This is a genomic window from Streptomyces huasconensis (genome assembly GCF_021028635.1).
Taxonomy (GTDB): domain Bacteria; phylum Actinomycetota; class Actinomycetes; order Streptomycetales; family Streptomycetaceae; genus Streptomyces; species Streptomyces huasconensis.
Window position 1 is genome coordinate 576262 of the sequence record NZ_CP086119.1, and the last position, 12845, is coordinate 589106.

Below are 12845 nucleotides of genomic sequence, written 5' to 3' on the forward strand. Positions count from 1 at the left end.
TCAGTCTCCCAGGTCAAGAGTGCCGAGATCGAGCGTGAGTTTGGTGACGGCGAACGCCTCGGCGTAGCGCGCGTGGCATTCGATGCCGCGAATCCGGGCGAGGCCGAGGAAGGCCTCCCGGTCGTACCAGGGCCGGTGCCGCTGTGACGGGTAGTGGTCCTGGAGCAGCCGCACCTTCTGCTCGGCGGTCCGTGGCGTCAGCGGCTGGTAGGCCGCCGGGCGGCCGAGGTCGCCGTCCCATTTGACGATCTCGTAGCCGAGCACGAGGTGGTCGCGGAACGCGGTGGGGACCAACTGCGCCAGGCCGCGGTGGTCCTGGTGCGCGTCGTCGGTGCGCGGGGCCAGGATCAGGTCGGGGTCGGTCTGCCCGCGCAGTTCCTCGACCGCGGCCTTGGCCTCGTCCCAGTGCGTCGGCATGCGGCCGTCCGGCAGTTTGAGCACGGTCAGCCGCAGGTCGGCGCCGGGGCAGAACGCGGTGAGCGCGGCCTGTTCCTCCTCTTCCCGCTCGCTGCCGCCGCCGGAGAGCACCAGCGCGTCGACGCGGATGCCGGGGTGTGCGCGGCAGAGCGTCAGCAGGGTGCCGCCGGCGCCGATGGCGATGTCGTCGCAGTGCGCGCCCACGGCGGCGATCCGGTGCAGGCGCCCGGCGCCGAGCCCGATCACGCGCTCACCCGCGCGGTGTCCCGTTCCCACACGGCCCACGGCCGGTCGCCCTGGGCGTAGGCGGCGTCGAGCGCGGCGCGCTCCTTCACGGTGTCGGTCGGCTTCCAGAAGCCGCGGTGCCGGTGCGCCACCAGGCGTCCCTGCTTGGCCAGTTGTGCGCATCCGTCGGCGACGAGGTCCCCGTTCTCCGGGATGTGGTCGAAGACCTCCTGGCGGAGCACGAAGTAGCCGCCGTTCTCCCACAGCGGCAGGTCGCTCACCGCGGTGATGCCGCCCACCAGCCCGTCCTCGCCCAGCTCCACGCAGTGGAACGAGGACTGCGGCGGCACCACCATCATCGACGCGCCGGCGTCGCGCCGGGCGAACCGGTCGATCATCTCCGGCAGCGGGGCGTCGGTGAGGACGTCGGCGTAGTTGGCGAGGAACATCTCGTCGCCGTCCAGGTGGTGCCGCACCCGGCGCAGCCGTTCCCCGATGGGGGACTCGATGCCGGTCTGCGCGAACGTGATCGTCCAGTCCGAGATGTCGGTGGACAGCAGCTCGGTCTTCCCGCCCCGCAGCACGAAGTCGTTGGACGTCGTCTCCTCGTAGCGGAGGAAGAAGTCCTTGATGTGGTGGGCGCCGTAGCCGAGGCACAGGATGAACTCCGTGTGCCCGAAGTGCGCGTAGTAGCGCATGACGTGCCAGATCAGCGGCCGCGGCCCGACCATCGCCATCGGCTTGGGCACGTCGTCAGCGGCGCCGTTGCGCATCCGCATCCCGTAACCGCCGCAGAACAGTACGACCTTCATCGCTCGACCTCGACAATGCTCAGTTCCGGGATGGGGAAGACAAGGCGGCCGCCCCAGTCGTGCACGTAGGACAGTTGCTCGACCAGCTCGGCCCGCAGGTTCCACGGCAGGACGAGGACGTAGTCCGGCCGGTCGGCGGCTATCCGCTCGGGCGGCAGGATCGGGATGCGGGTGCCCGGGGTGAACCTGCCGTGTTTGTAGGGGTTGCGGTCGACGGTGTACGGGAGCAGGTCGGGCCGGATGCCGCAGTGGTTGAGCAGGGTGTTGCCCTTGCCCGGGGCGCCGTACCCGACGACCGTCTCGCCGCGCTCGGCGGCCTCGATGAGGAACGTGAGGAGGTCCCGGCGCACCTTGGCCACGCGGGCGGAGAACTCGGTGTACCCGGACAGCTCCTGGAGCCCGGCGGCCTTCTCCCGGTCCAGTACGTCGGCGACCCGCTGGGAGGGCTCGCCCGCCACCTCGGCGGGCCGGGCCCACAGGCGGATGGAGCCGCCGTGCGTGGGCAGCAACTCGACGTCCACGAGCGTCAGTCCACCGCTCGCGAGCGCCCGGGTCGCGGAGGCGACGGTGTAGTACTGGAAGTGCTCGTGGTAGATCGTGTCGTACTGGTTCTCCTCGATCAGGGTCAGCAGGTGCTGCACCTCGATGGAGACCCAGCCGTCGTCGGCGACCAGGGTGCGCAGCCCTCGCGTGAACCCGACCACGTCGGGGATGTGCGCGTACACGTTGTTGGCCACGACCAGGTCCGCCGGGCCGTGCTCCTCGCGGACGGCGGCGCCGGTGGCCGGGTCCAGGAACGCGGTGAGCGTGGGCACGCCCGCGTCCCGCGCCGCGGCGCCGACGTTCACCGACGGCTCGATGCCGAGGCAGCGGATGTCCCGGTCCACGAGGTGCCGCAGCAGGTACCCGTCGTTGCTCGCCACCTCGACCACGAACGCGTCGGGGCCGAGCGGAAGCCTGCGCACGGCGTCGGCGACGAACGTGCGCGCGTGCTCCACCCAGGACGTCGAGAAGGAGGAGAAGTACGCGTACTCGCTGAACGTCTCCTCCGGCGTGATCAGCGGAGGGATCTGCGCGAGCCAGCAGTCGGTGCAGACCCGCAGGTGCAGCGGGTACGCGGGCTCCGGCAGATCGAGTTGGTCCGCGGCGAGAAAACTCTCGCACGGTGGCGTCGCCCCGAGATCGACGACGCTCGCCATCGCCGCCGAGCCGCAGAGTCGGCATCGTGTCATGTGCTGCCCCCCATGGTTTCCGTCCCCCTTGGTTGCGTCCGCGCCGCGATCGCGGTGCGGTACTCCTCCACCAGGCGCTCCAGCCCGACGGCCGGGCTGAAGTCCTGCTCGTAACGGCGCCGGGCCGCCCGCCCCATCCGCTGGTTGCGGTCCGGGTCGGCCGTGACGCGGCGCAGGCACGCCGCGAGCGAGACCGGGTCGCCCGGGCGGTGCAGCAGCCCGGCCACCCCGTCCTCGACCAGCTCGACGAAGGCGCCGTGGCCGGCGGCGACGGCCGGGACCCCGGCCGCCATCGCCTCCACGACCACCAGGCCGAACGCCTCCAGCCACGTCGAGGGAGCCACCACGGCGACCGACCGAGCGATGGCCCGTCGGCACTCCGCCGTGTCCAACAGGCCGACGCAGCGCACGTCGTCCCGGCCCGACGCCCAGGCGGTCACCTCACGCTCCAGCGGCCCGGCGCCCGCGATCACCAGCGGTACGCCCACACCGCCGTCGGCGGCGATCTCGTCCCAGGCGGCCATGAGCAGCCGTACGCCCTTGGTCTCCGCGAGGCGGCCGAGGTAGAGCAGATGCTCGCCGGGGGCCGATCGGCGGTCGTCGGGGGCGGGGTCGGGCACGAAGTTGTGCTTCACCGCGAGGCGTTCGCCGGGCATGCCCGCCCGTACCAGCACGTCGCGCTGCGCGGCGGAGATGCACAGGAACCGCTCCACGCCGGTCCACCAGCGCCGCCGGTTGACCGCCATGCTGACCGCGAGCGGCACCGTGGCCAGACGTGAGCCGCGGTAGCAGCCGTGCCGGACGGCGGGCAGCGGCGCCGCCGACCCGACGCACTCGGTGCACGGCCGGCCGGCCCGCTGGAGTGTGCCGGGCGGGCAGACCTGGGTGTAGTTGTGCAGCGTGGCGACGGCGGGCACGCCCGCGTCGGCGCAGGCGGCGAGGACCGCGGGCGACAGGAGCGGGAAGACGTTGTGGACGTGGACCACGTCGGGCAGCGCGGCGCGCAGCCGGGCGGCGAGTTCCGCGCGGACCGCGGGATTCCACGGTACGAGGAGCGGTACGGCGGCCTTGGCGGGGAGGGACCGGGCGGCGATGTCGTCGCTGCGCCGCTCGAACACCTCGACCCGGTGGCCCGCCGCCCGCAACAGCTCCACCTCCTGGTCGACGACCTTGTTCTCGCCGCTCGGCTGCGCCGAGGCGTAGCGGTTGTGCACCACCAACACGTGCATGCCGTGCATCCTCAGGTCATCTCCGATCTCGGGGCCCAGCGCGGGACACGTCGTCGAGGGGCTTCGGGCGTCGCCGGAGGCGGGGCCGCGGCGGGTGCCGCCAACAGGGAGGCGGCCACGGCCAGATGCAGCAGATACGGCGAGGCGTCGCCGAGCCCGGCCTCGGTGTACGACGCGATGGCGCAGTAGCCGATCAGGAAGATCGCGCAGGCCCGCGACAGCGACGGCGGGCGCAGCAGTGCGACACCGGCGAGGACGACGATGATCGCCGCCACGATGGCGGCTCCGGTCAGGCCCTGCTCGTGGTAGACGGCCAGCCAGCTGTTGTCGATCGGCAGCCCGCCGAAGGACTTGTCGCCCAGGCCCATGCCGAACAGCTGCTCCGAGGTCGTCCGGGGCGCCGCCAACAGGGCGTCCCACACCTTCTCCCGGCCGGTGAGGCTGGTGAAGTGCTCCTGGCTCTGGCCGCGCAGGAACCACGCCCGCAGCGCGGCGGCGAACCCCACCCCGGCCACCACGGCGCCCAGCACCGCCCAGGCGAAGAAGCGGCGGGCGGCGGCGCTGGTCAGCACGAGCGAGCCGATCGCGGCCGCGAGCCCGACGAGCAGGCCGAGCGTGGCCGTACGGGTGTGGGTCAGGGCGAGCAGGACGAGTGACGGCACGATGACCACCGCCGCGCTGCCCTTGTCGGTCCGGCGGCCGAGGACGAGCAGGACGGTGAGGCCGATGACGACCGCGGCGTACTGTCCGATCTGCGGCGGGGTGAGCGGCCACAGCGCGCCGACGAGCCGTCCGCCGTACAGGTCGGGCAGGGCGGCGCCCGGCGAGACGGCCAGTCCGACGGCGACCGAGCCGAGCACCGCGAAGTACATCCGGATGTGGTGCCGGACGAACGTGACGCCGCCGTCCCACCAGCGGCTGAGCAGCCACAGCGTGCCCACGAAGAGGGCGAGGCGGGCGCAGCGGAACAGCGCGCCGAACCCGGACCCCAGGTCCGCGCTGGAGATCACGCTCGGTACGAGCAGCAGGGTGAGCAGGAAGACGTAGGCGCTGGGGCGGACGCGCAGCCGGAGGTTGACCGCGAGCGCCAGCGTGAACGCGGCGACCAGCGCGCCCATGGTGACCATCTGGATGAGGGAGCGGGGCAGCGGGACGATGGTCTTCGCCCCGGTGGAGCCGAGCGTGTTGAGGACGAGCAGTCCCCAGACCGCTCCGACGGTCTTCGGCGGCGTGCGGTCCGTGTCAGGTATGGGGCCGGTGCGCATCTCAACCACCGTCCCGCGCGCGGAAGGTGCTGCCCGCGTCCTGCCGGTACGGATCGCCCTGCCACTGCCCGAAGTCGAGCACCCGGCTCGGGTCGTGGGCCACGAACTTCCAGGGTCCGACGTAGGTGTTGTCGTGCCAGCGGTTGTGCTGCTTGCGGGTGATCGCCCGGGCCACCCGCTCGCCCTGGTACGGCGACCAGTCGGGGTAGGTGCCGTAGTTGGCCAGGACCGCCATGCGGTCGCACTTCACCGTGCAGTCGACAGTCGACTTGTCGAGCACGAAACGGTTGTCGTGGATGTCCACCCGCTGGGTCTTCCACCGGCAGTCGGCGTACAGCGGCGCTTTGGCGATCGCCGGGCGCGCGCAGCGGTCGGTGTCCTTCACCAGCAGCGTGCAGTCGCCGGAGGAGGTGTTGGCCGGGCTGTTGCAGAAGCGGTCGGCGTTCTCCCACAGGGTGATCCCGGACCAGTTGTCCTCCAGCACGTTCCGGTGGATCTCGATCTTGTCGGTGCGGGCCTTGACGCGTGGTTCGCCGCCGGACTCGGACACGTAGACGGTCGCGAAGGGGAAGGTGTCGCCGCGGTCGGCGTATCTGCGGCCCTCGACCCAGTTGTTGCGCCGGATCGTGTTCTTCCGGATGACCGCGTTGTAGCTGGTCTCGTAGATCAGCGCGGCACCGTCGTTGGCCTCCAGGAGGTTGCCCTCGACGCGGAAGTCGTTGTTGTTGGTGTCCGCCCACAGCCCGGTCCCGCGGTTGTCGTGCACCCAGTTGCCGCGCACGTCGGCCCCGTCGACGGCCCAGAACTTGATGCCTCCGGTGCAGCCGCAGCCCTTGCGCCGCCGCTCCCAGTCGCCGGTGTTGTTGCCGACGATCTCGTTGCCCTCGACCACCAGGCCGCTGATCTTCCCTCTGGCCTTGTACGCGTTCATGCCGTACTGGCCGTTCTCGCGCAGGCAGCTGGCGCGGACCCGCTGGCGGGCACCGGCCATCAGCCCGGCACCGGAGTTGTACTGGATGGTCGCGTGCTCGATCACCCACCCGTCGGCCGAGTCGTGGTTGACCACGCCCTCGTCGGGCGGCGCGACGAAGCGCTGCACGGTCAGGTGGCGGATGGTGACGTCGCGGGCGGTGCCGCCGAACGCGTACTGGTTGGTCTTCCGGCCGTCGAGCACCGCGCCCGGCGCGCCGAGGTAGCGGTTGCCGTTCTTCGGGATGACCTGGGCGTAGCGGTCCGATGCGAGCCGGTGCTTGCCCGGGCGGAGCCAGAACGTGGTGCGGGGCGGGCTGTTCTTCGTCTTGGCGGCCAGGTCACCGACCTTCGCGGGGTCGACGGTCACCGCGCCCGCCGGTGCCTTCGCCGGTCCGGCGGCAGGCTCGGCGCACACCCGGGCCACGGGCGCGGCCGGCGCGGCGGTCGGCCGCGCCTTGGCGTCCGGGGTGTCCGGCGTGCGCTCGCAGCCGGCCGCCAGCAGCGCCAGCGCCACCACCGGAAGCCCCCACTTCCGCCACGTCTTTCCCACGCGTCCCCCTAGTCCCGGAACCTGAGTACGGTGGTGAATCCCTCGGCGCCGTCGGTGACACCGGTGCCCAGCAGCGTGGTGGCGGGTTCCTTGCGGCCGAACCCCGCGGAGTACCAGCCCAGCGGCGGCTCGGTCTCCCCGCGGTGTGCCCGCCAGCTCAGTTGCCCGGGCAGGTCCAGCACGGCGGAGCGGTCCTCCCCGTCCCGGTTCCAGGTGAGCACGGCCCGGTCCCCCGCCAGTTCCGCGGTGATCGCCGGGCCGAGGTGGAACGCCAGGCGCACGGAGCGACGGGGGCCGCGCACCTCGTCGATCACGCGTAACTCCCGCTGGGCAGCGGCCAGTTCCACCCGGCGGCGGTGTACGGAGGGCGCGTATCCGTCGTGCTCGGCGCACCAGCGGGCCACGGCCTGGCCGGAGGCGCCCGCTGTGTTCGCTGGGCCCGCTGTGTCCGCGGCCAGGACGCGGCTGCGCGCATGCCGGGTCCACAGGAACGGGCCACCGGAGACGGACTGGTCGACGCCGTCCAGTTGCAGCGTGTTGTGGCCGAGGGTCGACCGGAAGTACTGCCGCCACACGGGCTGCCCGTGGTAGCAGAACGTCCCCGGGTCGGCGAGCACGTCGACCCCGTCGTGCCGCACCTCCACGGACAGCGCGTCCGCGTGGGCGTGCGCGGCGATGGACAGGAAGCCGTGCGGACCGCCGTCGCAGCGGCACCAGATCTCCTTCGGGCCGCGCAGGTCCGGGCCGCGCAGGATGGTGAGCCCCGCGTCGGCGAAGTGGTCCGGTCGGCTCGCCGGGCGGGAGACCGGCAGGTGAGCGGGTTCGATGAGCGCGGCGAGCAGCGGGGTGCGTACATCGGTGCCGGTCACCTCCGGCCACCAGTCGAGACGGCCGAACACGGCGTCCCCGGTGGCGAGGAGCGAGGCCCAGCGGTCGGTTCCCGTACCGTCCAGGACCAGGCCGTGGCCGTCGTCCGCGTCCCCCTGGCGGGGTGGCCGCAACCGGTTGTCGACGACGGCCGCGAGCGCGTCGGTCATCCGCAGCAGCGTCGACCGGACCGGGGCGGGGACCGGTACGCCCGCCGCGTCCGCCTCGGCCACCGCGGCGAGCCCCAGCTCCAGCACCAGGCCGTGGTACTCGGTGGCCAGCTCGCGGTTGAGGCCCGAGGCGAAGGTGTTGCCGCCCAGGTGCCGCTCCAGTGACCGCAGCGCATCCGCCCGCCAGCGCGCCGAGGCGGGGAACCACCCGAACGCGCAGGCCGCGGCGGCCTGCCCGGCGGCCTCGGCGATGACGTGGTTGTTCGCCGACGACCCCCGGCTGGGGAAGGCGGCCAGCCAGCGCTGGTGGTGGTAGATCTGGCTGTGCGCCACCGGGTTGTCCTCGAACAGCTCCGCCGCGCCCGGCCAGCCGTCGAGCAGCCGGCGGACCCACACCCAGGACAGCAGCCGGATGCCCAGCTCGATGCCGCTGATCCAGTGCACCCCGCGCAGCGGCGCGTTCGCCGACCACCACGCGCGCAGGTGCTCGGCCACGCGCTCGGCGTACCGGTCGTTCCCGGTGACCGCGTAGGCGGCGGCGAGCACCGTGAGGTACTGGTGCCGGGACAGCTCCCAGATCTGCTTGATGTCCCCGATCACGTCCTCGTCCCGGTACGGCACGTCGAAGGCGTACCCCCACGGGGCCCGGCGTCCGGTCTTCGGGTCGTACCACCAGTCCGGGTCGGCCAGGTCGTCGCGGGCCACCCCGAAGTACTCGATGTGCCCGGCCATCAGCCGGTCCGCCTCGGCGACGAGACGTTTCGCGGCGTCCGGCGGGACCGCGGCGATCGCCCCGGCGGGCAGGACCGCGGTGAACCGGGCGCCGGTCACGCTCGGGCGGCTCGGCCGCGCCGACCGCCACCGCCGTCTGCGCACCGCGTCGCCCGCCCGGCCCGCGACCTCACGCGGGCCCATCCGGGAGAGCCGCCGCAGGTACCAGCCCGCGCTCCCCGCGCTCACGGTCATCGCGCCCTCGTCAGCGTCACCGGCGCGCCGCTCGCCAGGCCGGTCCGGACGGCGAGGGTGGCCGCTGTGGTGGCGACCAGCGACTCCAGCGGCACGGGCATGGGTCCGCCGGTCCGCACGGCCTTGACGAACGCGGCCAGTTCGGCGTTCTGGCCCTTGTCCCTGGCCTTGGGGAGCCGGGAACTGACCCACCGCTTGCGGCTGTCGTGGACGGAGGCGCGGACGAAGTCGTCGAGCCGCAGCGCGCGACCGTCCGCGACGAGGTCCAGTGTCTCCTTGGGGAAGCCGGCCGGGCCCGTGGTGACATAGCTGAGGGTGGCGGTGGACCCGTCCGGGTAGCGCAGCACGGCGTGGAGGTCCTCGTGGCCGGGCGTGGCGACCGCGTACACCGAGTCCGGGTCGGCGCCCAGCAGCCAGCTCGCCGTGTCGATGAAGTGCCCGCCCTCACCGGCGAACCGCGACCCCTCGGTGCCCTGGCGGAGGTACCAGCTGCCGTGCTGGAGGCGGCCCGCGTTGACCAGGTACCGGAGGTTCGCCGGTCCGCTGCGGGTGCCGAACCGCTGCCGGGCCTCCCGCAGCAGCGGTGCGAACCGGCGGTTGAAGCCGACCTGGAGCCGGTCGTTGCCGGACTCCTCCACGGCGGCGAGCACGCCGGTCAGTTCGTCCTCGGTGAGGGCGAGCGGCTTCTCGACGAACACCGCCTTCCCGGCGAGCAGTGCCTTGCGGGTCAGTTCGGCGTGTGAGCTGTGCCGGGTGACGACGAACACCGCGTCGATGGAGTCGTCGCCGAGGACGGCGTCGAGATCGGTGGTCGCCTCGGCGAAGCCGAACTTCCGCTTCGCGTTGGCCGCGGAGAGCGCCGTCGTGGTGACGACGGTCGACAAGGTGACGCCGTCGCGCTGTGCGAGGTGGGGCAGCAGCATCGACGTCGCGTAGTTCCCCGCGCCGACGAAAGCGACGCGTACCGGTGGCCTGGCGGCCCGTGCCGGACTCCGCCGCGCGGTCACGGCGGGCACGGTCACCGAAGGGGCCGCTGTCTGCGCCTCCCCCGTCTGTCCGGGGTAGCGGAACAGCACCGCCACCGCCTTCAAGTCGCCGTCCTTCAGGCGCTCGTACGTGGCCACCGCGTCGTCGAAGTCGGCGATGTGGGAGATGAGGGGCTCCACGTCGACACGGCCGCGGGCGACGAGGTCGAGGAAGCACGCCAGGTTGCGGCGTTCGGTCCAGCGGACGTAGCCGATCGGGTAGTCCCGTCCCTCCAGCTCGTACTCCGGGTCGTAGCGCCCGGGGCCGTAGCTGCGGGAGAACCGGACGTCCAGCTCCTTCTCGTAGTACGCGTTCCACGGCAGGTCCAGGCGGCACTTGCCGATGTCGACGACCCGGCCGCGGTCGCGGCAGAGCCGGGCGGCCAGCTCGACGGGTTCGTTGCTGCCGCCGCCCGCGGCCAGGTACACCTGGTCCACGCCGTGGCCGTCGGTCAGCTCGGCGACGGCCGCTTCCACGGCAGGCGAGGAGGGGTCGCCGCAGGCCGCGGCGCCGAGGCGCTCCGCCAGTTCGCAGCGGTCCGGGGCGGGGTCGACGCCGACGACGCGGACTCCGGAGGCGGTCAGGAGTTGCACCACGAGCTGCCCGATCAGCCCGAGGCCGATGACCAGCGCCACATCGCCGAGCTGCGACTCGCCCCGCCGCACACCCTGCAGGGCGATCGACCCGACGGTGCCGAACGCCGCGTGGCGCGGTGCGAGGCCGTCCGGCACCGGGGCGCAGAGGTTCTTCGGCACCCAGTTCACCTCGGCGTGCAGCGCGTGTTCGTTGCCCGCGCAGGCCACGAGGTCGCCGGCCTTCACGCCGTCGATCCCGGCGCCGACCTGCTCGACCACCCCGCACAGCGAGTAGCCGAGCGGCGTGTAGGAGTCGAGCTTCCCCATCACCTTGCGGTAGGTGGCGGGCACCCCGTTGGTGGCCACGCTCTGCATGACCTTCGCCACCTGGTCCGGCCGGGAGCGGGCCTTGCCCACCATCGACATGCCCGCCTCGGACACCTTCATCAGCTCGGTGCCGGTGGAGATCAGCGAGTAGAGGCTGCGGACCAGTACACCGCCCGGCTTGCACCCCGGCACCGGCACGTCGAGCACCGCCAACTCGCCGCTCTTGTAGTTCTGTACGACCTGCTTCACCCGAACTCCTCTTGTTTCCACGTCTTTCAGGGCCCCCTCAGGGGGCGGTCCGGCCGGAGCCGGAGGTCGCGCCGCGGTACCAGTGCTCAAGGGTCAGCACGTGCCACAGGTGTTTGGAGAAGTCCCGCTGCCCGGCGGCGTCCTCGGCGACCATCCGCATTAGCGCGTCGCGGCGCAGAATCCCGGAGTTGACGAGCAGGCCGTCGTGCACCACCTCGCGCACCAGGGGCGCCAGGTCCCGGCTCATCCAGGCCCGCAGCGGGGCGCTGAACAGGCCCTTGGGCCGGTACACGATCTCCCGGGGCAGGACGGAGGTGGCCGCCTCCTTGAGGACGGCCTTGCCCTGCCGTCCGGCGATCTTGCGGTCGCCGGGCACGGCGAACGCCGCCTCGACCACCTCGACGTCCACGTACGGCACCCGTACCTCCGTCGACGCGGCCATGCTGGAGCGGTCGGTGTAGGCGAGGTTCAGGCCCGGCAGGAACATCCGGGCGTCGCCCAGGCACATGCGGTTGACGAAGTCGTCGAGGTCGTTGTCGTGGTAGATGTCCGCGTGCTCGGTGAGCACGTCCTCGACCGTCCCGGCCAGCTCCGGGTCGACCAGGGCGAGCAGTTCGGCCTGGTCGTACATGGTGTAACTGCGCCGGAACGCGGTCTCCTCCGGCAGCTCGGCGAAGGAGAGGAACCGCTTCGCGAAGCGCACCGAGCGGTACCCGCGGCGGGCCGTCGCGACCGGCAGCCGGTCCACGGCCGCGAAGACACCGCGCCGCAGGGGCCGCGGGATGCGCTGGTAGCGCAGGGCGAGCTGGTTGGCCAGGTGCTTGCGGTACCCGGCGAACAGCTCGTCGGCGCCCATCCCCGAGAGCATCACCTTGACCCCGGCCTCCCGGGCGGCCGAGCAGATCAGGAAGGTGTTGATCGCCGCGGGGTCGCCGATCGGCTCGTCCAGGTCGTACGTCATCCGCGGCAGCAGCTCCAGCACGTCCGGGGCGATCTCGATCTCGTGCAGGTCGACGCCGAACCGCTGGGCCACCTGCCGTGCGTAACGCAGGTCGTCGGGCATGGCCTCGAACTTGGCGTCCTCGGCGCGGAACCCGATGGTGTACGCGGAGATGCCGGGCCGGTGGCGGGCCGCCAGCGCGGTCAGGTAGCTGGAGTCGAGGCCACCGGAGAGGAAGGTGGCCACGGGTACGTCGGAGAGCAGGTGCCGCCGGGTCGACTCCTCGACGACGGCGGCGAGGTCCGGCCGCTCGCCGCTGCGGGCCCGCTCCTGGCCCTCGGCGGCGACATCCTTGAGGTTCCAGTACCGGCCGCGCTCCACCCGGCCGTCGGCCCGGCACCTGAGCCAGCTCCCCGGCGGCAGCTTCTCCGCCTCGCGGAACGCGCAGCGCGTGTCCGGCACCCAGTAGTACAGCAGCGAGGCCACCAGCGCCCCGTGGTCGACCTCCAGCGTCCCGCCGGTCGCCGCGGCGAGCGCCTTCAGCTCGGAGGCGAACATCAGGCCGGTGCCGCGCCGCAGCAGGAACAGCGGCTTGACGCCGAGCTGGTCGCGGGCGAGCACCAGGTCACCGGTGCGCTCGTCGAAGATCCCGAACGCGAACATGCCGCGCAGCCGCGGCAGGCAGTCGGTGCCCCAGCGCCGCCAGGCCTCGAGGAGCACCTCGGTGTCGGAGGTCCCGCGGAAGCACACCCCCGCGGCGGCCAGCTCGGCGCGCAGCTCGGGCGCGTTGTACAGCTCGCCGTTGTACGTCAGGGCGAGGCCGCCCGAGACCATCGGCTGGGCGCCGGTCCCGGACAGGTCGATGATGGCCAGCCTGCGGTGTCCGAGCTGTACTTCGCCGTCGCCGACGGGGTGGTCGTACCGGCCCGCCCCGTCCGGGCCGCGGTGGGCGAGGGTGTCGGTGAGCCGGTCGGTCACGGCCTTCCCGTCCGGCCATAGGTAGGTGCCTGCGATGCCACACAT

General features: G+C 72.6%; 9 protein-coding genes. All 9 read right to left on the bottom strand.

The genetic code is table 11. The features are described 5' to 3' along the window. From J2N69_RS02545 to asnB, 9 genes are read right to left on the bottom strand one after another with little or no spacing between them, the layout of a single operon-like run. Positions 1-663, bottom strand: a complete 663-nt coding sequence (locus J2N69_RS02545; RefSeq protein ID WP_230899242.1) for a PIG-L deacetylase family protein — start codon at positions 661-663, stop codon at positions 1-3. Further along, positions 660-1454 (bottom strand): glycosyltransferase family protein, encoded by a 795-nt coding sequence (locus J2N69_RS02550; protein ID WP_230899243.1) that lies wholly within the window; start codon positions 1452-1454, stop codon positions 660-662. The genes J2N69_RS02545 and J2N69_RS02550 overlap by 4 nt, the downstream gene beginning before the upstream one ends. Continuing rightward, complete coding sequence (locus J2N69_RS02555) at positions 1451-2686, bottom strand: class I SAM-dependent methyltransferase (RefSeq protein WP_230899244.1); 1236 nt, start codon at positions 2684-2686, stop codon at positions 1451-1453. The genes J2N69_RS02550 and J2N69_RS02555 overlap by 4 nt, the downstream gene beginning before the upstream one ends. Then, positions 2683-3915, bottom strand: coding sequence for a glycosyltransferase (locus tag J2N69_RS02560; protein WP_230899245.1), 1233 nt, complete (start codon positions 3913-3915; stop codon positions 2683-2685). Before J2N69_RS02560 ends, J2N69_RS02555 begins: the two co-directional genes overlap by 4 nt. 11 nt (positions 3916-3926) lie before the next feature. Continuing rightward, positions 3927-5180, bottom strand: coding sequence for an O-antigen ligase domain-containing protein (locus J2N69_RS02565; protein WP_230899246.1), 1254 nt, complete (start codon positions 5178-5180; stop codon positions 3927-3929). Position 5181: 1 nt separating this feature from the next. Further along, positions 5182-6702, bottom strand: a complete 1521-nt coding sequence (locus J2N69_RS02570; RefSeq protein ID WP_408056663.1) for a right-handed parallel beta-helix repeat-containing protein — start codon at positions 6700-6702, stop codon at positions 5182-5184. An 8-nt stretch (positions 6703-6710) separates the two neighbouring features. Then, on the bottom strand, positions 6711-8705 hold the full coding sequence (locus J2N69_RS02575) for a heparinase II/III family protein (RefSeq protein WP_230899247.1): 1995 nt from the start codon (positions 8703-8705) through the stop codon (positions 6711-6713). Further along, positions 8702-10882: a bi-domain-containing oxidoreductase gene (locus tag J2N69_RS02580; protein ID WP_230899248.1), complete on the bottom strand. Its 2181-nt coding sequence runs from the start codon at positions 10880-10882 to the stop codon at positions 8702-8704. The genes J2N69_RS02575 and J2N69_RS02580 overlap by 4 nt, the downstream gene beginning before the upstream one ends. A gap of 37 nt (positions 10883-10919) precedes the next feature. Continuing rightward, positions 10920-12845: an asparagine synthase (glutamine-hydrolyzing) gene (gene asnB / locus J2N69_RS02585; protein ID WP_230899249.1), complete on the bottom strand. Its 1926-nt coding sequence runs from the start codon at positions 12843-12845 to the stop codon at positions 10920-10922.